This is a genomic window from Micromonospora sp. NPDC049051, from assembly GCF_043197575.1.
In the GTDB taxonomy this organism is placed as follows: domain Bacteria; phylum Actinomycetota; class Actinomycetes; order Mycobacteriales; family Micromonosporaceae; genus Micromonospora.
Genome location: NZ_JBICTL010000001.1, coordinates 176579 through 197207, shown reverse-complemented (window position 1 = coordinate 197207; position 20629 = coordinate 176579). Strand labels below are relative to the sequence as shown.

17 protein-coding genes are annotated in these 20629 nt (G+C 70.5%); 9 read left to right on the top strand and 8 right to left on the bottom strand.

Annotated features, from left to right (window positions below):
- Window positions 1-58: 58 nt before the first annotated feature.
- Complete coding sequence (locus ACGFIR_RS00950; RefSeq protein WP_393005196.1) at window positions 59-1576, bottom strand: flotillin family protein; 1518 nt, start codon at window positions 1574-1576, stop codon at window positions 59-61.
- Window positions 1577-1604: 28 nt separating this feature from the next.
- The gene (locus ACGFIR_RS00945) at window positions 1605-2126 is read right to left on the bottom strand and encodes a hypothetical protein (protein ID WP_393005198.1); all 522 of its coding nucleotides are present in this window, start codon (window positions 2124-2126) and stop codon (window positions 1605-1607) included.
- Window positions 2127-2263: 137 nt separating this feature from the next.
- Here ACGFIR_RS00945 and ACGFIR_RS00940 point away from each other — a divergent pair, with 137 nt between their 5' ends.
- A complete protein-coding gene (locus tag ACGFIR_RS00940) occupies window positions 2264-2743 on the top strand; it encodes a methylated-DNA--[protein]-cysteine S-methyltransferase (protein ID WP_393142520.1) in 480 nt (159 codons plus the stop codon).
- Window positions 2744-2765: 22 nt separating this feature from the next.
- On the opposite strand, the gene ACGFIR_RS00935 is transcribed toward ACGFIR_RS00940, so the two are convergent.
- The 3 genes from ACGFIR_RS00935 to ACGFIR_RS00925 all read right to left on the bottom strand — a co-directional run bounded on the left by ACGFIR_RS00935 (window position 2766) and on the right by ACGFIR_RS00925 (window position 5369).
- The gene (locus tag ACGFIR_RS00935; RefSeq protein ID WP_393142518.1) at window positions 2766-3311 is read right to left on the bottom strand and encodes a hypothetical protein; all 546 of its coding nucleotides are present in this window, start codon (window positions 3309-3311) and stop codon (window positions 2766-2768) included.
- A 316-nt stretch (window positions 3312-3627) separates the two neighbouring features.
- Window positions 3628-4707, bottom strand: coding sequence for an inositol-3-phosphate synthase (locus tag ACGFIR_RS00930; RefSeq protein ID WP_393005204.1), 1080 nt, complete (start codon window positions 4705-4707; stop codon window positions 3628-3630).
- 23 nt (window positions 4708-4730) lie between these two features.
- Window positions 4731-5369 (bottom strand): PadR family transcriptional regulator, encoded by a 639-nt coding sequence (locus ACGFIR_RS00925; protein WP_393005206.1) that lies wholly within the window; start codon window positions 5367-5369, stop codon window positions 4731-4733.
- Window positions 5370-5543: 174 nt separating this feature from the next.
- Between ACGFIR_RS00925 and ACGFIR_RS00920 the strand changes: the two genes are divergently transcribed.
- The 7 genes from ACGFIR_RS00920 (at window position 5544) to ACGFIR_RS00890 (ending at window position 15386) form a co-directional block, all read left to right on the top strand.
- A complete protein-coding gene (locus ACGFIR_RS00920; RefSeq protein WP_393005208.1) occupies window positions 5544-6011 on the top strand; it encodes a DUF5318 domain-containing protein in 468 nt (155 codons plus the stop codon).
- 197 nt (window positions 6012-6208) lie between these two features.
- Window positions 6209-9091, top strand: a complete 2883-nt coding sequence (locus tag ACGFIR_RS00915; protein WP_393142516.1) for a transglycosylase domain-containing protein — start codon at window positions 6209-6211, stop codon at window positions 9089-9091.
- A gap of 118 nt (window positions 9092-9209) precedes the next feature.
- Window positions 9210-10784 carry a glycosyltransferase family 87 protein gene (locus ACGFIR_RS00910; protein WP_393142514.1) on the top strand — a complete coding sequence of 525 codons (1575 nt, stop codon included), beginning with the start codon at window positions 9210-9212 and terminating at the stop codon, window positions 10782-10784.
- Window positions 10785-10835: 51 nt separating this feature from the next.
- Window positions 10836-11381 (top strand): DUF2690 domain-containing protein, encoded by a 546-nt coding sequence (locus ACGFIR_RS00905; protein WP_393142512.1) that lies wholly within the window; start codon window positions 10836-10838, stop codon window positions 11379-11381.
- A 195-nt stretch (window positions 11382-11576) separates the two neighbouring features.
- Window positions 11577-13943, top strand: coding sequence for a glycoside hydrolase domain-containing protein (locus ACGFIR_RS00900; protein WP_393142510.1), 2367 nt, complete (start codon window positions 11577-11579; stop codon window positions 13941-13943).
- A gap of 33 nt (window positions 13944-13976) precedes the next feature.
- Window positions 13977-14990, top strand: coding sequence for a hypothetical protein (locus ACGFIR_RS00895; protein WP_393005218.1), 1014 nt, complete (start codon window positions 13977-13979; stop codon window positions 14988-14990).
- Between the two features lie 51 nt (window positions 14991-15041).
- Window positions 15042-15386, top strand: a complete 345-nt coding sequence (locus ACGFIR_RS00890) for a hypothetical protein (protein WP_393005219.1) — start codon at window positions 15042-15044, stop codon at window positions 15384-15386.
- A gap of 119 nt (window positions 15387-15505) precedes the next feature.
- Here ACGFIR_RS00890 and ACGFIR_RS00885 read toward each other — a convergent pair whose 3' ends face one another.
- From ACGFIR_RS00885 to ACGFIR_RS00875, 3 genes are all read right to left on the bottom strand, one after another.
- A complete protein-coding gene (locus ACGFIR_RS00885) occupies window positions 15506-16105 on the bottom strand; it encodes a BTAD domain-containing putative transcriptional regulator (RefSeq protein ID WP_393005221.1) in 600 nt (199 codons plus the stop codon).
- 407 nt (window positions 16106-16512) lie between these two features.
- Window positions 16513-18837: a hypothetical protein gene (locus tag ACGFIR_RS00880; protein WP_393142508.1), complete on the bottom strand. Its 2325-nt coding sequence runs from the start codon at window positions 18835-18837 to the stop codon at window positions 16513-16515.
- Window positions 18834-19625 carry a deoxyribonuclease IV gene (locus ACGFIR_RS00875; RefSeq protein WP_393005225.1) on the bottom strand — a complete coding sequence of 264 codons (792 nt, stop codon included), beginning with the start codon at window positions 19623-19625 and terminating at the stop codon, window positions 18834-18836. Before ACGFIR_RS00875 ends, ACGFIR_RS00880 begins: the two co-directional genes overlap by 4 nt.
- Window positions 19626-20277: 652 nt before the next feature.
- Here ACGFIR_RS00875 and rpsF point away from each other — a divergent pair.
- Window positions 20278-20568: a 30S ribosomal protein S6 gene (rpsF, locus tag ACGFIR_RS00870; RefSeq protein ID WP_121397433.1), complete on the top strand. Its 291-nt coding sequence runs from the start codon at window positions 20278-20280 to the stop codon at window positions 20566-20568.
- Window positions 20569-20629 lie beyond the last annotated feature (61 nt).

Genomic DNA, 20629 nt, shown 5'->3' with positions numbered 1-20629 from the left:
CCCCTGGTGGGGACGGCGCCCTGTCGCGCTCAGCGGTCCGACCGCTGCCCGGGTGGCGTCAGCGGGTCTCGACCGCCGTGCCGTCGACCGGCGGCTTGCCGTTGCCGGTGGCCGCCGACGCGGACCCGAGCTTCGCCAGCAGGCCGGCGAGGTCGATGCCGGTCAGGTCGCTGCCGAGCTGGAGCCCCTGGGCCACGTTGCCCGCCACCGACTTGGTCAGCGACGAGGCGCCGTCGGTGGAGATGACGGTCATCTTGTCGATCGCGCCGATCGGGGCGCTGGCCGCCTCGACCACCTGCGGCAGCACCTTGACCAGCAGGTCCAGCACCGCGGCCTCGCCGTACGCCGCGAAGGCCTCGGCCTTGCGGGCCATCGCGTCGGCCTCGGCCTGACCCTTGGCCAGGATGGCCGCGGCCTCGGCCGCACCCTCCCGCTCGACCGCCTCGGCGATGGCGGAACGGCGACGCTGCTCGGCCTCACCCTCCTTGGCGCCCTCGATCGCGTTGGCCTCGGCCAGCGCGGCCCGGCGGGCCCGCTCGCCCTCACCGGTGAGCCGGGCCTGCTCGGCGGACGCCTGGGCGGCGGCGATGACGGCCTGGCGCTGCGCGTCGGCGTTCAGCACGGCCGCGTTGCGGGCGGCCTCGGCCTCCTGCTCCACCTTGTAGCGGGCGGCGTCGGCCGGCTTGCGCACCTCGGTGTCGAGCTGACGCTGCTTGAGTTCGGCGTTGCGCTCGGCGACCTTCTGCTGCTCGGAGAGGATCGCCTGGTCCCGCTCGGCCTGGGCCAGCGGCCCGGCGGCGGCGGACTTGGCCTTGGCCGCGTCGATCTCCGCCTGGATGGCGGCCTGCTTCAGCGACAGGTTCCGGTTGGCCTCGGCGATCGCCTCCTCGGCGAGCAGCCGCTCCTGCTCGGCCTGCTGCCGGGCCCGCGCCTCGGCGATGGCCGCGTCCTTGAGCACGCGGGCCGCCTCGGGCCGGCCCAGGTCCTGCAGGTAGGAGCCCTCGGCGAGGATGTCCTGGAGCTGGAAGGTGTCCAGCACCAGGCCCTGGTTCGTCATCGAGTGCTCGGCCTCCTCGGCGACCGCGCTGGCGAACGCCGCCCGGTCCCGGATGACCTCCTCGACGGTGAGCCGGCCGACGATCGAGCGCAGCGCGCCGGCCAGCACCTCCCGGGTGAAGTCCTCGATCTCGTCCTGCTGGTGCAGGAAGCGCTGCGCGGCGGCCCGGATGGCGTCCTCGGTGCCGCCGACCTTGACGATCGCGACGCCGTGCAGGTCGGCACGGATGCCCTGCTTGCTGACCGCGCCCTTGATGCCCACGTCGATGCGCCGGCTGGACAGGTCGAGCGACTGGAGCTTCTGCACCACGGGCAGCACGAAGACGGACGCGCCGAGCACGACCTTCTGCCCGGAGTTGTCGGTCGACCGGCCGCCGTCGGCGGTCTGCGTGGTGCGACCCTTGCGGCCGGTGACGATGAAGGCCTCGTTCGGCCCGGCGACCTTGATCCGGGAGAGCACGAAGAGGACGAGGACGAGGACGAGGAGAACCGCGCCGCCGATGGCGATGAGAAGGGGCATGTGACCGTCCTGTTTTCTATGAGGGGGTTCAGTAGGTCTCGACGTGCACGCTGGTCTCGCTGAGCGCCTCGACCACGAAGATCTGGGCGCCGACGGGGATCGGTCGGTCGGCGCGGGCGTTGAGCTTGACCGGCTGGCCGGCCACCCGGACCCGGACCTCGCCGTAGCCGTCGGCGGGCACCGGGGTGACCACCAGGCCGAGCGCGCCGACCAGGTGGTGACGGGTGGGGGTGGGGTCGGTGCGCATGTCGCGGGCCGCCCGGCTCAGCCGGGCCGCGGCCCAGGCGGTGGGCAGGGCCGCGACGACGCCGCCGGCCAGGGCCACCGCGATCATGCCGGGGGTACGCCCACCGACCAGCTCGTTGACGATCGCGGCGCCGAAACCGAGCGCCCCGGTGAAGCCGGCGACAGCCTCGACCGACACCGGACCGTCGAAGTCCGGGTTGCCGAAGTGGAACAGCTCGGCGCCGAAGAGGGCGAGCGCCAGGACCGCGACGCCCGCGCCGCCGATGATGAGGAAGATCAGCGTACCCGTGGCCACGGCCTGCACGGTATCGCTGCTCCGCAAGGTCGTCTTGGGGCGTCGGCCGGCCAGCGGGAGCGCTCGTCATCACGTCGACGCCTCCGGTCGCACGTACCCCCGGCGGCTCGGGCGGAGGGTGTCGGGGCCTCGGGGACAATCGGTGGATGCGCTGGACCGTGCTCGACTTCCCGATCGGCGAGTTCTCCGTCGCCACCGACGGGGCCAACGTCTGCCGGGCCCACTTCGGCCGGGCCCCGGGAGCCGTCGAGGAGCCGGGCGACGAGGCGGCCCGGCAGGCGTTGGCGGAGCTGCGGGCGTACTTCGCGGGCGAGCTGCTCGCCTTCACCGTGCCGCTGGCGGCGCCGGGCGGGTCCGACTTCGAGCGGGGCGTCTGGCGGGAGATGACCCTCATCCCGTACGGGGAGACGCTCACCTACGGCGAGGTGGCCCGGCGGCTGGGCGACCCGGGCGCCGCCCGCGCGGTCGGGGTGGCCTGCAACCGCAACCCGATTCCGGTGCTCGTGCCGTGTCACCGGATCGTCGGCGCGGGCGGCAAGCTGGTCGGCTTCGGCGGTGGCCTGGAGCGCAAGGTGAAGCTGCTGGAGCTGGAGGCCGGGGTGGCCCTGCGGCGCGCCTGGTCCTGACGCGACGCACCGCGCGGCCCGGTCAGTTCGGTGCGGGTAGGCAGCCGCCGTCGGCGATGCGGGTGCCGATCTCCACGACGACGGCGCCCGCCCGGACGCTGCCGAAGACGCACGCCCGACCGGTCCAGCCCGCGAAGACGAGCCCGCCGGCGGGGCCGAGGTCGAGTCGCCCCGGTGCCCGCACGGTGATCTCGGTCAGCCCGGTCGCCTCGACCGTCCGCCGTACGGCCTCCTGCCCCGGCTGGTCCCGGCCGCCGGCGGTCAACAGGTTGAGACTCCTCCTGAGTTGCGCCGCGCAGGCCCGGGCGCCGCTGGCCGCCTCTTCGCCGAGCGTGCCGCGCTGCCGGAAGCCGTCGTTGGCCGCCTGCTGGCGGCGGAACTCCTCCGCGCGACGCTGCTCGTCGGTCGGGGGCTGTCGGGGAACGGACGAGCCCGACGCCGCGGTGCCGCCGGGCTGGGCGACCGGCCCGGGACGGGTGGCCGGGGTGCCCTTCCTGACGCAGTCGGCCTGGGCCGGCGCTGTGGAGGTGGCCGGCAGGCCCGGTGCCGCGATGCCACCCGGTGCCACGACGCCACCCGGTGTCGTGCCGCCTGCCGGGGCTGTGCCGCCTGCCGGCACCACGTCCCCTGCCGACGTGGCGCCCGGACCGGTGCCCGGCGCCGCGCATCCGACGAGGACGGGAAGGAGCACCGCGCCGGCGACCGCCGCCACGACCCGTCGTGCCCCACGGGGCGAAAGGGACGTCACGGCGGTCAGCCTAACGGCACGTCGCCGACCGTTCGACCCCGTGTGACGCCGGCACCCGGTTGCGCTGGGCAGGGTGGACGCGGCGAGGGCCGGGTCCCTCGCGGACCCGGCCCTCGATGGTGCTGCTGTCGGCGCGTCAGCGCTCGACGTCACCGGCGATGAACGCCTCGACGGCGGCGTGCGCGTCGTGGTCGGCGTACTGCACCGGCGGGGACTTCATGAAGTACGACGAGGCCGACAGGATCGGGCCGCCGATCTTGCGGTCCAGCGCGATCTTCGCGGCCCGGACGGCGTCGATGATGACACCGGCCGAGTTCGGCGAGTCCCACACCTCGAGCTTGAGCTCGGCGTTGAGCGGGGTGTCACCGAAGGAACGACCCTCCAGGCGGATGTACGCCCACTTGCGGTCGTCGAGCCACGGCACGTGGTCCGACGGGCCGATGTGCACGTCGCTCTTGCTCATCTCGTGGGGGATCTGCGAGGTGACCGACTGGGTCTTCGAGATCTTCTTCGAGACTAGGCGGTTGCGCTCCAGCATGTTCATGAAGTCCATGTTGCCGCCGAAGTTGAGCTGGTACGTGCGCAGCAGCTCGACGCCCCGGTCCTCGAACAGCTTCGCCAGCGCCCGGTGCACGATGGTGGCGCCGACCTGGCTCTTGATGTCGTCACCGACGATCGGCAGGCCCGCGTCCTCGAACTTCTTGGCCCACTCCGGGTCGGAGGCGATGAAGACGGGCAGCGCGTTGACGAACGCGCAGCCGGCGTCGATCGCGGCCTGGGCGTAGAACTTGTCGGCCTGCTCGGAGCCGACCGGCAGGTACGAGACCACGACGTCGACCTGCGCGTCGCGCAGCGCCTGGGCCACGTCGACCGGCTGTGCGTCGGACTCCTCGACGATCTCGCGGTAGTACTGGCCCAGGCCGTCGAAGGTCGGACCGCGCTGCACGGTGACGCCCGTCGGCGGCACGTCGCAGAGCTTGATGGTGTTGTTCTCGCTGGCGACGATCGCCTCGGCGAGGTCCATGCCCACCTTCTTGGCGTCCACGTCGAACGCCGAGACGAACTGCACGTCCGAGACGTGGTAGTCGCCGAAGGTGACGTGCATGAGACCCGGGACGCGGTCGTTCGGGTCGGCGTTGCGGTAGTACTCCACGCCCTGTACGAGGGACGAGGCGCAGTTACCCACACCGACGATGGCGACGCGGACGGAGCCCATAGCGTCTGCCTCCTTCTTCTTCATCACGGCCGCTCTGTCCTGGACTCTCCAGGCGGAGGCGGGCTGTTGTCTTCTCGTCGACCGCCGGCCGTCCCGGTTGACGGGACCGTCGGGGCACGGCCGGAGCGCTCGTTGGCGATGAGCTCCTCCAGCCAGCGGACCTCGCGCTCACAGGCGTCCAGGCCGTGGCGCTGCAGTTCCAGCGTGTAGGCGTCGAGCCGCTCGGCCGCCCGGCCGAGCACGTCACGAAGCCCTTCGCGGCGTTCCTCGATCTTTCGCCGGCGGCCCTCCAGGATGCGGAGTCGGGTCGCCTGGTCGGTCCGGGCGAAGAACGCGAAGTGCACGCCGAAGCCCGTGTCGTCGTACGTCTCCGGCCCGGTCTGTGCGATCAGTTGGGCGAAGCGTTCCTTGCCTTCCGCGGTGATTTCGTAGACCACCCGACCCCGTCGGCTGGTCAGGGCGGGAACCTCCTCGGCGGTGGCGGGCGCGTCACCGGCCTCGGCGATCCATCCCGCCGCCTGCAACCGGCGCAGGGTCGGGTAGAGCGAGCCGTAACTGATCGCCGCCCTGATCGCGCCGAGCTTGGCGGTCAGCTCCTTGCGCAGCTCATAGCCGTGCATCGGAGTTTCCTGCAGCAGGCCGAGGATGGCGAGCTCGAGCACGGGCCATCCTCTCTGTACCCTCTACGCGGAGCGGTAACCGCCGCGATGTATCGGACCGATACATCGCACGCTAGCGGATCCCCGTGATCAGGGCAATTCCCCGCTCCGGGGTGTCCTGATCACGCATCGTCACCGTGGTCGCCTCGCCCGGCCGGACCGCGTACCCTTCTCCGCATGCGTACGCAGCGCCAGGTGGTCGACTACTCGCTCCGGAAGCGGGCAGTGCTGCGTGAACTCCTCGCCGGCCGGATCGGCACGTACGACGTCTGCGACGCATCGCCCTACCTGAAGAATGCGGCCCGTTTCCATGGCGAGCCGACCGACGAGCGGTGTCCGATCTGCCGGAGTGAGAACCTGACCCACGTCCACTACATTTACGGCGACGAACTCAAGCAGTCCGCCGGGCAGGCCCGGACACTGGCCGAGTTGCCGGTGCTGGCGATGACGGTGCGTGAGTTTCAGGTCTTCGTGGTGGAGGTGTGCCTCGGCTGTGACTGGAACCATCTCGTCGAGCAGTACCTGCTCGGCCGGGACGGGCTGACCGGGAGCCCGGAGGGCGGGCCGGAGCAGGACGCGGTGGGCGGCACGGCCGCCTCGGGCAGCGGTGCGGGCGGCCCACGGAGGCGAGAGGCGCAACGGTGATCTTCGTTCGATCGGCCGACCCCGAACGGCGTACGCACGCCTGGGAGGACCGACGGATCGTTGGTCTGATTAGCCCGATTGATTCGCAAGTGGCACTGGTCGACCGGCACGCACGTGCCGCCCTCGACAGGTGTCCCATCTCACGGCAAACCGGTGGCGGCGCAGCTGCGTCCCACCGCGACGGCAGGGTGTGAGGAATGAACTCGTACGGCGATTCCAGTTCCCCGCGCGGGCGGGCCCAGATTCCGGGCCAGCACGGCGACCCCGGCGGTGACGCCCGCGGGGACGGCTGGTCGGCTGCACAGGACGGTACTGCACCCGCAGGCCGCGCCTCGGTCGCGCCCCGGCCCGCCGGAGGGCGGGCCTCGGTCGGCGGCTCGGCGGCCGTTCCGCCCACGTCCGGCTCGGCGGCGGTTCCGCCGAGGCACGGCTCCGCGTCGGCGGCCGTCCCGCCGCGCGCCGGATCCGCTGCGGGCTCGGCCTCGGTGGGCTCCACAGGTCGGGCAGGGCCGGGTCGCGCGTCGGTGCCGGTTCCGCCCGCGCCCGGCGCGGGCCGGGCGGCGGGCGCGGGTCGCGCGTCGGTGCCGGTCTCCCCGGCTGCGGGCGGGTCGGCCGGGCGTGCCTCGGTGGGCTCCGCCGCCGTGGGTGCCGCCCCGGCGGGGCGGGCCAGCGTCGGGTCGGCAGCCGTCGGCGGCGTCCTCGCCCGGGCCTCGGCCCGGGCGAGCGTCTCGCCGGCCGCGGGCGGCCCGGGTGGGCCCGGCGGGCCGACCGGCCCCGGTCGGCGTGCGCGCGGCGCGGGCGACCCGGCCGCGGCGGCGCGGGCGAAGAAGCGCAAGCGGGTGAACATGCTGATCGCCGCCTTCGCGGTCTTCATCATGCTCGCCGGGGTCGGCGTGGTCGGCTTCACCTACTACTCGACCAACGTCGTCCTCCCGGACGAGGTTCCGCTGCCGCTCTCCACCACGATCCTGGCCAGCGACAAGAAGACCCAGGTGGCCCGGCTGGGTAACGAGAACCGCACCTTCGTCACGATCAACGACATTCCCGACTACGTCGAGAACGCGGTGGCGGCGGCCGAGGACCGTAACTTCTACAAGCACTCGGGCGTGGACTACAAGGGCATCGCGCGGGCGGCCTGGAACAACCTCAGCGGTGGCGACAAGCAGGGCGCCTCGACGATCACCCAGCAGTACGCCCGCAACGCGATCGAGAATCTCAAGGAAGACACGTACGCCCGGAAGGTGAAGGAGGCGATCTTCGCCTCCAAGCTGAACGAGAAGTACACCAAGCCGGAGATCATGCAGCACTACCTGAACGTGATCTACTTCGGGCGCGGCGCGTACGGCATCGAGGCGGCCGCGCAGACCTACTTCGGCAAGCCGGCCAGCAAGCTCACGATCGCCGAGGGGGCAGTGCTCGCGGCCCTGATCAAGCAGCCGCAGTCCAGCGCGACGCACAAGGGCTACGACCCGGCGGTCAACCTCCCCCAGGCCAAGGAGCGGTGGGACTACGTGCTCGGCGGCATGGTCGAGGAGGGCTGGTTGAACGCCGCGGAGCGACCGACCGCGTACCCGAAGGTGCTGGCACCGAAGAAGGACGGCAACGGGTTCGGCGTGAAGAGCCCACGGGGCAACGTCGTCAACTACGTCCGCCAGGAGATGGAGCAGTGGGGGATCTGCTCCGACTCCAACGCGCCCGGCAAACCGACCTGCGTCGACGAACTGCGCTCCGGCGGATACCGGATCACGACCACGATCAACGCCAAGATGCAGGACGCGCTGGAGAAGGCCGCCCAACCCGACCGGAAGGGGTCGGTGCTCAACGGGCAGCCGAAGAACCTGATGGCGGCGGCGGTGTCCATCGATCCGAACTCCGGCCGGGTGCTCGCCTACTACGGCGGTGACAGCGGCGCCGACTTCGACTACGCGGGCAAGAACACCAACGCCAACGGCGACATCGTCGGTGGGCACCCGCCGGGCTCGTCGTTCAAGGTCTACACCCTGGCGGCGGCCATCGAGGCCGGCATCTCGGTCAAGTCGCGCTGGGACGCCACGCCCTTCAGGCCGGAAGGCTTCAAGGACAAGGTGCAGAACGCCGGCCGTAACGCCACCTGCGGCAAGTCCTGCACGCTGGAGGAGTCGACGATCAAGTCGTACAACGTGCCGTTCTTCCACGTGACCGAGAAGATCGGTGCCGACAAGGTGGTAGGCATGGCGCGGCAGGCCGGCGTCAGCACGATGTGGACGGTTGACCCGCCCCAGCCGTACGACCTGGTCAAGGAGAAGCCGGAGAACCTCGCGCCGAGCAAGTTCGACCGGGTCGTCGGCTACGGCCAGTACCCGATCACCGTGCTCGACCACGCCAACGGGCTCGCCACCATGGCCAACGACGGCGTCTACCACAAGGCGCACTTCGTTCTCAAGGTGGAGAAGCAGAACAAGTCCACCGGTAAGTGGGAGCAGGTTCCCGGGACCGGTGAGAAGCTCAAGCCGCAGCAGCGCATCAAGAGGGAGGTCGCCCAGGAGGTGACCGCGGTGCTGAAGGAGATCCCGGAGAAGAGCAACGCCAACCTCGACAACGGGCGGGACGCGGCCGGCAAGACCGGCACCTGGGAGCACAACGGCACTCCCCGTAACGCCCACGCCTGGATGGTCGGCTACGACGACAACGTCGCCACCGCGGTCTGGATCGGCAGCCGTGACCCCAGGAAGCCGACCATCGTCGCCAAGAACGGGAGCGACATCGGTGGTAGCAGCTTCCCGGCGGAGTTGTGGAAGCGGTACATGGACGAAGCGCTGAAGGGCAAGGAAAGGTCGTCCCTGCCGAGCGTCACCGGCATTGGTGACGACAAGGCCGGCAACGGCGAGGAACCGCCGCCGCCCGCGCCTGAGCCCGGTCAGCCGTGCACCGACCCGACCGGCCTGTTCTGCCCGGGCGGTGGGAACAACGGCGGCGGCAACACGCCCGGTGGCCCTCCCGGCGGCCCTGGCGGAACCACCACCCCGACCGACCCACGGCCGGGTGGGAACGGCGGAGGCGGGCTGCTACCGAGCCTGACCCCCCGACCCGACGACAACTGATCGACGAACGCCGCCGGCGGCCGGAGCACCTTCTCCGGCCGCCGGCGGCGTTTCGCGTACGGACGTGTCGTGAGCGGGAGGGGACGCGGAGGCCCGACGTACGGCAGGATGCACCCTCATGAGGACGCAGTCGACGCGAGGCATCGACGACGCCGGTGCCCCTGACCACCCGTCCCGCTCCGACGGCTTCGTCCGGGGCGTCTCCGGCGCGATCGGCGGCCCGCTGGGCGACCACGCCGTCGCGCTGGACCGGCCCGTGGGCAGAGAGAACAGGTTCTGGACGGCGGCCCGGATCGTCCTGGCGCTGGTCTGCCTGACCCTGGCACTGCACTGGGTGCAGAAGTCGCCCTGCCAGGACGGCGCCTGGCAGAACAACGTGCAGTACACCCGGTTCTGCTACACCGACGTGCTGGCGCTCTACTACGCCGAACGGCTCAACGAGGGCGCCGTGCCCTACCAGGACCACCCCGTCGAGTATCCCGTGCTCACCGGGTACTTCATGGGGGCCCTCGGCCTGCCCGTGCACGCCCTCGGCCAGAACGACCCGGGGCTCAACCAGGGCCAGTGGTTCTACAACCTGAACGCGCTGGTGCTCGGCGCGCTGGCGGTCGCCACGGTGGCGGTGATCCTCGCCCTGCGCCGCCGCCGACCATGGGACGCCGCGCTCTTCGCGCTCGCCCCCGCACTGATGCTCACCGCCACGGTCAACTGGGACCTGCTCGCCATCGGCCTGGCCGCGTTCGGCCTCCTCGCCTGGGCCCGCAGCCGACCGCTGGCGGCCGGCGTCCTGCTCGGCCTCGCCGGGGCGGCCAAGATGTGGCCGCTGTTCATCCTCGGCCCGATCCTCGTGCTGGCACTGCGCACCGGGCGCCTCCGTGCCGGCCTCACCGCTCTCGGCGCAGCCCTGGCCTCCCTGGTCCTCGTGAACCTCCCGGTCGCCATCCCCTACCGGGAGAACTGGGACCGCTTCTTCGAGCTGAACTCGACCCGGCCCATCGACTGGGGCACCCTCTGGTACATCGGGCGTTACGTGGACGGGAAGTTCGGCAACGCCAACCCCGCCGACCTCGGGCCGTTCGAGTGGCTCAACGTCAACATCCCGACGTTGAACTACCTGTCGTACGCCCTCTTCGGGCTGGCCTGCCTCGGGGTGGCCGCGCTGGGGCTGCTGGCCCCGCGCCGGCCCCGGCTCGCCCAGCTCGCGTTCCTGGTGGTCGCCGCGTTCCTGATCTTCAGCAAGGTGTGGTCGCAGCAGTTCGTGCTCTGGCTGCTGCCGCTGGTCGTGCTCGCCCGCCCGAAGTGGGGTGCCTTCCTGGCCTGGCAGCTGGCCGAGGTCTGCTACTTCGTGGCGTTCTACGGCGAACTGCTCGGCGCGGCGACCAGCAAGCCGGTCTTCCCGGAGGGGGTCTTCGTGCTGGCGGCGACGCTGCGCCTGACCACCGTGGTCGTGCTCTGCGTGCTGGTGGTCCGGGAGATCCTGAACCCCGGGTTGGACGCGGTCCGCAACACCTATCCGGACGATCCGGACGGCGGCCTGTTCGACGGAACCAGGGACGCACCCTGGGTGGCCCGCTGGCGTCGACCCGCCCCGGCCTCGCCGCAGCCGGCGGAGCCGGTGGCCGGCTCGACACTGCCGGCCTCGCTCGCCGATGGCGGGGGGTGGGCGGACGGTGGGCGGAAGATGAAGTCCTGATGGCGGCCTGTCGGATCCTTCGGGCGTTCGACAGGAGCCGGAAGGATCGTCATGTTGAGAAAGAAGTTCGCCCACCTGAGCGCTGCGCTGGCGATCGGCCTGACCGGCGTCGTCGCCCCACAGGCAGCGTTCGCCGCCCCGCCAGCTGCCCCGAGTTCGGCGGTGGAGCAGCCGGCAACGGTGACTGCCGAGGAGTTGGACCCGCAGACCGCGACCATGATCCCGGAGGTCGAGCTGGCGGCGACCGGCTGCGGATCGGTGTGTGACGGGAAGAACCCCGCGACGTACAAGATCTACCACAGCGGGTGCTCGACCTGTTACCACTACTGCGCCGACGATGCGGAGACCGTCGCGAGCAACACCAGCGGCATCAACCTCGAACTGCGGTACAGCCCTCGCTGCCGGACCGCCTGGGCCCGGGTCTCCTCGGACTTCTACTACCCGACCGTTCGCAGCTACCACCTGAGCGGCGCGGTCCGGACCTCGTACAGCGGCTTCGCGGGCGCCTACTACACGTACATGGTCAACGACGCGGGTCTGCTGGCCCGGGCAGAGGCGAGCGCCGGCTCCACGACCTGGTACACGTCGAAGTACTGAGCCTGCAACCAACCGCGTCGGTGCCGGGGAATCACCCGGACCGCAGAGCGTGGCCAGGGGTTTCTTCCCAGTCCAAGGACCGGTGACGGCAGATACGCGCGATCGCCCGCGCTTCCTGGAAGCGCGGATGGTCGCGCGCGTCTGCCTTCAGGTCGAACTCGCGTTCATCGGCACGACAGACTCAGGGAGTTTCACATGACCGACGAGATGGTGCTCCGGGCGCAGCAGTGGGTGAACGCCACCTATGGCGGGGTGCCGGGTTACAACAGGTGCACCGAGAACGGCCGGACCGGATGGCAGACCATCTACTCGCTCACCCGAGCGCTACAGCACGAACTCGGCATCACGGCGTTGTCCGACAGCTTCGGCCCGACCACCCTGGCCAGACTGACCGCGTACGGCACCGTGGGGCAGAACTCCGGGAACATGAACATGCGGACCATCGCCGAGGCCGCCCTCTACTGCAAGGGCTACAGCGGCGGTCAGATCAACGGCGCCTTCGGGCTCGACACCCAGTCCGGGCTGGCCGCGATGGTGCGCAACATGGGCCTCCCGGTTCCGCAACTGCCGCTGATGCTCAACGGGGTGGAGCCCAAGGTCTTCAAGGCGCTGTTGAGCATGGACGCGTACGTCCTCGTCAACAACGGCAGCGCGGCCATCCAGGAGTGCCAGCGCTGGCTCAACGGCGCCTACATCGGCCGGGGACAGTACTTCATCGGCCCGTGCGACGGGCACTTCTCCCGCAACGTCCAGCAGGCCCTCGTGCTGGCCATCCAGTACCAGCTGGGCATGACCGACAGTCAGGTCACCGGCTACATCGGCCCGGGCACGCGCAGCGGTCTCCAGAACAGCGCCCTCGTGCAGAGCGGCTCCCAGGACAGCGGCCCGACGGGCTGGGTCCGGCTCTTCCAGTGCGCCATGGCGTTCAACCGGTACGGCAACCGTTGGGGTGAGGGCGGTGGCGTCTTCAACGATGAACTCGCCCGCATCGTCAGCGTCTTCCAACGGTTCTGCATGCTCCCGGAGACGGGGAAGGGTGACTACCAGACCTGGATGTCGTTGCTGGTGTCGACGGGCGACCCGGAACGCAGAGGCACCGCCATCGACTGCATGTACCCGTTGAACAGCACGACGATCCAGACCGTGAAGAACGCGGGCTACAAGTACGCCGGCCGGTACCTGACCGGGGGCACCAACAAGGTGCTGACGCACTCCGAGATCGCCCTCATCTTCGACAACGGGCTTTCGATCTTCCCCCTCTACCAGGAGTGGGGGGACGCCGTGCAGTACTTCGACTACACGCAGGGCTTCACGGCCGGTACGGCGGCCTGCGCGGCGGCCCGCGGTTTCGGCATCCCGTACGGCACCGTCATCTACTTCTCGGTCGACTTCGACGCCCTCGACGAGGAAATCACCAGTGCGGTGATCCCACACTTCAAGGGGGTACGCGACGCGGTGGCCGCCGATGGCAACCGCTTTGCCATCGGCGTCTACGGGTGCCGGAACACCTGTCTGCGGCTCGAGGCGGAAGGCCTCACCACCCGTAGCTTCGTCAGCGGCATGTCCACCGGCTACAGCGGCAATCTGGGCTACCCGCTGCCGGGCAACTGGGCGTTCGACCAGATCAGCAACTTCGTCCTGGGCGCGGGCACCCCGGGGGCCCTGGAGATCGACAACAACATCGTCTCCGGCCGCGACCTGGGGGTGGACAGCGTCACCCGCCCACGGGACCCCAACGACGGCTTCTACACGATGCTGATCTGGCTGGAGGCTCGCGCCAAGCAGTGGCGCGAGGACCACGGTCACACCGCCCGGTCGGCGCCCGAGCTGGTGGCCCAGTTCCTTCGGATGCGATCGAACCAGTACGCCTTCACCGGCTCGAACACCGTCTTCGGCGAGTTGGACAGCGGGTTCATCGACTTCGTCCGGGGCTACCCCGGGCGTCCGGACGACCGCCCGTTGCGGGATCCGAAGCACCTGTGGGACCTGGACATCGACCACTTCGGCGCTTCGTTCGGGGCGATCCTCAACCACAACCTGGTGTCGGACCTGACCGAGGTGAACCTCGCCGACTTCGGTTCCTGGGGCGGTGACGTGCTCAGCGTGCTGGGTCAGTGGACGACGAGCGGGCTCCCGGCCTCGCAGGCGTACGCCTTCGCCATGGAGCGGATCGCGACGAGGGCGGACAACTCCTTCCTGACGCTCAGCGACCTCTTCGCCGACGTGGACGCGTTGGTGCTCGGGCACCAGAGCCGGGCCAATCCGCAGGTGCCGCTCTCCACGCTCTTCCAGAACTGGTACGCGACACCCGCGGCCGCGGAGGCACGCTTCGCGAACTTCTACGCGCGCCGGTTCAAATCGTCCGCGAGCATCGCCGACGCGGCCTGCAACCGCATGTTCGGACTGATCGTGGACACCAGTACGGGGCCGATCCGGGACGCGTTCTGGGTCGAGCAGTTCAGCGACAACTACCTGCACCCCACCCTGGTGCCCGAGGAGGCCCGCAAGGGCACGGCCAGGGCGTTCGTCGATGTCGTCAAGAACTATGCCGGTGTCAGCTGAGCCCGGTGCCGCCGCTGCCAGAAGGAGATTCTCGTGACGATGCCCCAGCTGTCCCGCCGGCAGGCCCTGACGATCGCCGGGTTCTCGCTCGGCGTGGGTGTCATTGAACTGGGTGTACCGATGGCTCCGGCGTCGGCCGCCAGCTCCGTACCCGTCCTGGAACCGGTCGGCGGCCAGCCGGTCCGCGTCCTCTCGGGGGACGGTGCGGCCCCCGCGGTGTGCCCCCGGCAACTCGCGGTCAAGGTGGTCCGCAAGACGCCGCTGCCGGCGGGCACCCGGATCACCGTGACGTTCGATCCACGCGTCTACGCCCCCGCGCAACCGGCAGTCATGACGCTCGACGGGCGGGTCGTCGCCGCCGGCAGCACCACGAGCACGGACCCTGCCACCGGGCTGCGCTCCTGTGTGGTCGAACTCACCGAGACGGTACCGGCCGCCGGTGACCTGGTGGCGGTGATGGGCACCGCGCATCCGCTCCGGTACCCCCAGGACCTCGTCCGCGATCCCGCGGAGGCCAGCGCCAAACTGGGGAGCAGCTCCCGGCGTAGCCTCCAGCCGGCCCGTCCCTCGTCCTTCGGGGGGCCCGCTCGCCCCTGGGGGATCGAGCTGTCCGGGGCGTGGGGCCGGAAGACCTGGGGCGACGGCGACCGGTTCCGCTACGACTACCCGGTCCGGGTCACCCTGCGCGGCGTCGGGCCCGGTAGGTCTCCATCGTCGACGGTGTTCGGCATCTCGGTCGATCCCCAGGTGGTCGCCGACATCCAGGTCGCCTCGGTCAGGCTCAACGACCGGAGCCGTCCCGGCGCGGTACGCCCGCAGGCGACGACACGCCACTCCTCCGTCTATCACGTCGCCTGGCGGGCGGCGGTGCCGTTGGGGCCGGACGATGTCCTGGATGTCGTGTTCCGGGTGTCGACGTTGACGCCGGCTGGTGCGCTGAGCACGATCAAGCATCCGGTGGTCGAACTGATCTCCACCGCCGCTGGGGCTGCCCAGCGGCGTACCGGTCGGGAGTCCCTGACCCGGTCGGACGCGGTCTGGGAATGAGCCGGGACCACACGCCGGACCGGGTGAGGGGGCGGTGACGGAAGGACTGACATGGATGTGGCCGGTGTGGGCGCCGTCGACGTGATCCTGCCGGCGTTGCTCCTCGCGACCTGGCTCGGCCTGGCCCTCGCCCACCGGGTGTCCGGCTGGTTCTTCGGCCTGGGCGGCTGCGTCGCTCTGCTCTGCCTTCCCGCCGGATTCGTCGCTGGCCGGTTCGAGCTCGGCGACACCGACTGCACGCCGGGGAACCTGTGCTTCTCCGCCACCATGGTCGACTGGTGGCTGAACGGGCTGTTCGGCCTGTTGACGGTCGCGCTGTTGGCGGTCCTCTCCGGGGTCCGCAAGCTCTTTGCGGGCGTGGACGCGCGGGAAGCGGATCCGGAGGAACGAGAATGACCCGGTGCCGGAGGAGGCTCTGACGCGTCAGAGCCTCCTCCGGCGCTCCCCGGGCCGGTCCGGGATCGGCGCGCGTCGTGCCTGCCCGTCGTCCGGCGGGGCGCGTTGTCAGCCGGGCGTCAGGGAATGCGCCCCTTCGCCGCGACGATCTCCGCCGAGCCCTTGGTGCCCGCATCGTTGATCAGAGTCTGTACCGCCTGGGACAGGTCGACGAGCGCGGCCTGGATCGCCTTGAGCGTGGGCAGGTCCGCCGTCTCGCTCGGGTGGGCGTCGTGTGCCGGAGCCCGCAACTGTGTCTCCAACCGGAGCAGGGCGGGACCCGGGCCGAGCCCCAGTTCCTGCTCCAACCGCTGCCCGAGTCGGCGGAGCACCTCCAGCGCTTCGGCCGTCCGGGACGCGTGGTGCAGTGCCTGGGCCAGGCAGGAGTGCAGGAACTCGTTGTAGGGATAGATCTGCGTCCACAGGCTCAGATCAGGGATCAGCTCCGCGTACCGGCCCTGACGGAACTCCCAGTCGACCAGTTGTTCCAGGGCCCGGACCCGTACCTCCTCCAGCCGGACGACCTCACCGGCGAGGCGCTCGGAGTCGATGTCCTCCATGGCGCCACCGCGCCAGAGCGCCAACGCATCCCGGAGGCGCTCGATCGCCCGGGCGTGGTCGCCGGTCTGCGCGGTCTGCGCCGCCGCCTTGTATTCGGCGCAGAAAAGGCGCTCGTCCACCGAGCTTTCGTCCAGTTCCAGAATGTATTGGGAACCGTATCTCAGTACGGTCCGCGGATGCCCGTATTCAATTAGTCGAGAATTGAGTGAACCGATGCAGTTCTGCACCTGTTGACGAGCCGTGGCCGGTGGATCGCCCGGCCAGATGACATCGATCAGTCGGTCCACCGACACGGCGGCGTTGTTGCTGATGAGTAGGGCGGCCAGGAGTTTCCGTTGGCGTGGGCTGGAGAGCGGGACAAAGGTGTCCCCACTGGAAATCGCCAATGGGCCGAGAATTTTGAACTGCACCATATGCACCCCCGTACTGGCGTAGTCACGCGACTGTGTCAGCAAAACACCGGCAAGTCAAGAGACTCGATGTCTTCACCGGGGGATGCTTCGGGTTAATGTGATCGTGACGAATGTCACAAGCGATAAAGCACGGTGTTCCCTATTTCCTCCCGCGTGATGCCCAGCCCGTCGACCGGCGCGTCGACGGTGATCTCCCAGGGCGTGCCGGCGATGTGGTCGCGCATCAGCAGCACGTTGCGGACCCCGAGGACGCGCAGGTAGTCGACGCTGGCCTGGTCGGGGAAGGCGAGCGTCACCCGGCGTACGTCGTCGAGCTGGCTCGGGGTGAAACCGCTGCCCCCGTTCACCACGTCCTGGAACCTGCTGGTGGACCACAGCATCACCGGCTGGTCGAGGCTCTGGTTGCTGGGCAGCACCAGCAGCGGCCCCTCCACGGTCCGCATCGCGGCCGGCTGGGGCGGCACGATCGGGTGCGGGGTGGAGTTCAGCCCCTCGCCGATCACCAGCACCAGCGGCAGCAGGGTGGCCAGCCGCAGCCACGGGCTCGGCCAGGAGGGGATCCGCTCGGCGGAGATCTCCCGGACCCGGGCGGCGAACGCGCTGACCGCCCCCGCCGCGAGCAGCCCGAGCAGCAGCGTCGTCCAGAGCATCAGCCGGCCCGGCGTACGCAGGCCGTTCCAGCCCGGCACGTACTCGAACAGCGGCACGTAGGTGAAGGTGCCGTCGAAGAACCGGGTGCCCATGGCGAGCACCATCGTCACCACCACCCCGGCGAGCAGCAGCAGCCGGTGGCGCAACTTCCACACGGAGAAGAACAGCCCGCCGGCGGCGAGCGCGTAGAGCACGAAGCCGGGCAGCAGGGTCATCTCCGGGTGCCATGGCAGCAGCGCCCGCGCCCCCTCGTGCAGCCCACCCCAGACCCGCGACTCGGCCGGCGCGGTGAAGAAGCCACTCGCCGGCGGGGAGAAGATGTCGATGTCGCCGATGGAGCGCTTCGCGTTCGGGTGCGCCTCCGCCACCGTGAAGAACGGGATGGCCAGCAGCACGCCGACGCCGGCGAAGAGCAGGCCGCCCACCAGGTCCGCGATCAGCAGCCGCCGGCCGAACGGGCGCTTGACCGGCCGCACCACCCACCGCCGCAGGAACCAGGTCACGGCCGCGACCAGCACGGTCCCGGCCAGGAAGTACGCGAACGGCAACCCGATGCCGAAGCCCAGACTGAGTTGCCAGGCCGCGACCAACCAGCCGGTGTAGACCCAGCCGTCGTGCCGACGCTCGGGCCGGTACCCGTGCCGCAGCGACCAGCCGTGGCCCCGGGCGAGCATGGCCAACGCCAGCGGGATGCCACCGTTCGAGATCACGTGCAGGTGCCCGGCCTGGGCCAGCAGCCAGGGCGCGTACGCGAAGCTCACCCCGGCCACCGCGGAACCGATCCGGCCCGCGCCGAGCTGCCGGGCCAGCGCGTACGCCCCGAGCGTGGCGAGCGCGTGGGCCAGCACGAACATGATGTTGTAGCGGAGCACGGCGGCCTCGGGGCCGGTGCCGATCATGCCCGCCGGCGCGTACCCGAGCAGGGTGTCGGAGAAGGCGAAGCTCCAGGGCTCGGGGAAGAAGGTGTTCGACTGCCACAGCTGTGCCGGGTTGGTCAACAGGATGTGCCCCGACCAGGCCATCTGCCACGCCTGGAGGCTGGGGTCCCAGTAGTCCTGCGGCAGGGTGTGACGCGGGTAGCGCAGCGTCGGCCAGGTCAGCAGTACGGCCAACGCCAGCGAGGCGAGCGACGCGAGCGTCCACTCGTGCACCAGCAGGCGGCCGGTTGCCCGGGTCCCGGCCCGTACGACGCGTCCCAGCCAGGAGGGCACCGGTTCGGGGGCGGACGCGAAGGCCTTCCACCGGTCCGGCTTCGCCTCCTTGCCGCCCCCGTCCTCGTCGGCGCCGTCGGCATCCTTGTCGTCGGCCTTTTCGCCTGCCTTTTCGCCGGCCTTCGTCGTGCCCTCGGTGCCGGTCCCGGTCGTACCGGCTGCGCCCGCCTTGGTCTCCGTCCTGCCGGTCGCGTCCGACGTGGTTTCGGTCCTGCCGGCTGCGCCCGCCTCGGCGTCGTCCTTGCCGGCCCCGCCCGCTCCGGCTTCGGCCTTGCCGTTCTTGGCCTCGGCTTTGCCGTTCCCGAGCTTGGCCTCGGCTTGGTCGTTCCCGACCTCGGCTTTGCCGTTCCCGAGCTTGGTCTCGGCCTGGCCGTTCCCGAGCTTGGCTTTGCCGTCCCCGGTCTTGGTCGGGTCGGCCTTCTCGGCCTTGCCGTTCCCGGTGTCCGTCGCGTCGGCCTTCCCGGTCAGCTCGGTCTTCCCGGCCGGGTCGGTCTTCCCGGCCGGGTCGGTCTTCCCCGTCGGATCGGCGGGGGCGTCGCCACGGGAACTGCCGGTGGCGGACTGCTCGGTCGTCATGCCGCCGGGCTCCCCGCGCCCAGCCGGTCACGCAGGAAGGTGATGTCGGCGCCCTGACCGTCGACCCCGCCCGGGGTCTCGACGATGACGGGTGCGTCGGCCGCGCGGATCACCGCCACCAGCAGCTCCGGGTCGATCGTCCCGCCGTCGAGGTTGTCGTGCCGGTCCTGGCCGGAGTTGAACGCGCCCTTGGAGTTGTTGGCGTGCACCAGGTCGATCCGCCCGGTGATCGCCTTGACCCGGTCGACCAGCCCGAGCAGTTCCTCGCCGCCGGCGTGGGCGTGGCAGGTGTCCAGGCAGAAGCCCACCTCGTAGTCGCCGAGGGCGTCCCAGAGCCGGGCGAGCGCGTCGAGTCGCCGGGCGCAGGCGTTGTCGCCGCCGGCCGTGTTCTCGATCAGGACGGGCACGCCGAAGCCGCCGGAGTCCGCCGCGTACGCGAAAGTCTTGCGCCAGTTGTCGAAGCCCACGGCGAGGTCGTCGCCGGCGTTGACGTGCCCACCGTGCACGATCAGCCCCTTCGCGCCGACGGCGGTGGCCGCCTGGGCGTGCCCGAGCAGCAGCTTGCGGCTGGGGATCCGGATCCGGTTGTTCAGGGTGGCGACGTTGATGACGTACGGCGCGTGCACGTAGAGGTCGACGTCCGCGGCCCGCAGCCGGTCCGCGTCCTCCCGTGGCTTCGGTGCCTTCCACCCCTGCGGGTCGGAGAGGAAGAACTGCACGGCCTCGGCCCCTCGGGCGGTCGCCTCCGCCATCGGGTCGGTCGAATCGACGTGGGCTCCGATACGCATGCACGGGAGCCTACGTCGCATCGCTGACAGCCGGGTTGACGGCGGTGGCGGACGCGCCGCCCCCACGCGTCACCTCCCGCCGTCGGCCGTCGTTGATGCGAGTGGGATCCACGGTTGGCGCAGCCCGACTGGAAACGGCCGCTGGTCGCCTGGCGGAGCACGGGTCGCATGGCATGCGTGAATCGCCCGAGAGCAGGGGCACCCCCGTCGCGCGGCCCGGCGGGGCGGGGGCCTGCCCTGACGGAACGGGCTCAACGGGAAATTTGTCGGAGAATTCCGCCATTTCCCCCGACAAGGGGCAAGAGCCGTTGTAACGTCAGGTAACAACACGATAAAGCTCCGCGGGGCGTCCCCGGTCCAACCTCATCGGTGTGGTCGTTCCTCCCCAGGTCCCACCCAAGGAATGCGGACGGGACGCCCCGCGGCCTCGTGCACGGGGGCTCGCATCGACACCGACGTCGACGCGGGCCCCCGTCGCCTCGTCGGGCGGGATCGGCCCGCCGGGCACCTCGGGCATGATCGTCGGGACCGGCTATCCTGGTCCGGTTGTCCGCGTCCGGCCGGGTTCCCCCGCAACCGGTGCGGGCCACGACGCACGACCTCCTGCCACGGAAGGACCGTGGCCGCTTAGCCCACAGGAGGTGAGCACGTCTTGCGTCATTACGAAGTCATGGTGATCCTCGACCCCAGCCTCGAGGAGCGCACCGTCGCCCCGTCGCTCGACACGTACCTGAACGTGATCCGGACCGCGGGTGGCTCGGTGGAGAAGACCGACGTGTGGGGCCGCCGGCGCCTCGCGTACGAGATCAACAAGAAGGCCGAAGGCATCTACGCCGTCATCGACCTGCAGGCGACGCCCGCAGCGGTGGCCGAGCTGGACCGTCAGCTGCGGCTCAACGAGTCCGTGCTGCGCACCAAGGTCATCCGGCCGGAGATGCGCTAAAGCATTCAACCCGGTTCACCCGGATCAGCCTCATCGGCACTGTCGGAGGGCTCTGAGAGCC

Coding starts and splice junctions, on each gene's coding strand:
- ACGFIR_RS00930 (WP_393005204.1), bottom strand. CDS start 4,707: ATGGGCTCCGTCCGCGTCGCCATCGTCGGTGTGGGTAACTGCGCCTCG.
- ACGFIR_RS00900 (WP_393142510.1), top strand. CDS start 11,577: ATGACCGACGAGATGGTGCTCCGGGCGCAGCAGTGGGTGAACGCCACC.
- ACGFIR_RS00950 (WP_393005196.1), bottom strand. CDS start 1,576: ATGCCCCTTCTCATCGCCATCGGCGGCGCGGTTCTCCTCGTCCTCGTC.
- ACGFIR_RS00940 (WP_393142520.1), top strand. CDS start 2,264: ATGCGCTGGACCGTGCTCGACTTCCCGATCGGCGAGTTCTCCGTCGCC.
- ACGFIR_RS00880 (WP_393142508.1), bottom strand. CDS start 18,837: ATGACGACCGAGCAGTCCGCCACCGGCAGTTCCCGTGGCGACGCCCCC.
- ACGFIR_RS00890 (WP_393005219.1), top strand. CDS start 15,042: ATGGATGTGGCCGGTGTGGGCGCCGTCGACGTGATCCTGCCGGCGTTG.
- ACGFIR_RS00875 (WP_393005225.1), bottom strand. CDS start 19,625: ATGCGTATCGGAGCCCACGTCGATTCGACCGACCCGATGGCGGAGGCG.
- ACGFIR_RS00910 (WP_393142514.1), top strand. CDS start 9,210: ATGAGGACGCAGTCGACGCGAGGCATCGACGACGCCGGTGCCCCTGAC.
- ACGFIR_RS00905 (WP_393142512.1), top strand. CDS start 10,836: ATGTTGAGAAAGAAGTTCGCCCACCTGAGCGCTGCGCTGGCGATCGGC.
- ACGFIR_RS00915 (WP_393142516.1), top strand. CDS start 6,209: ATGAACTCGTACGGCGATTCCAGTTCCCCGCGCGGGCGGGCCCAGATT.
- ACGFIR_RS00920 (WP_393005208.1), top strand. CDS start 5,544: ATGCGTACGCAGCGCCAGGTGGTCGACTACTCGCTCCGGAAGCGGGCA.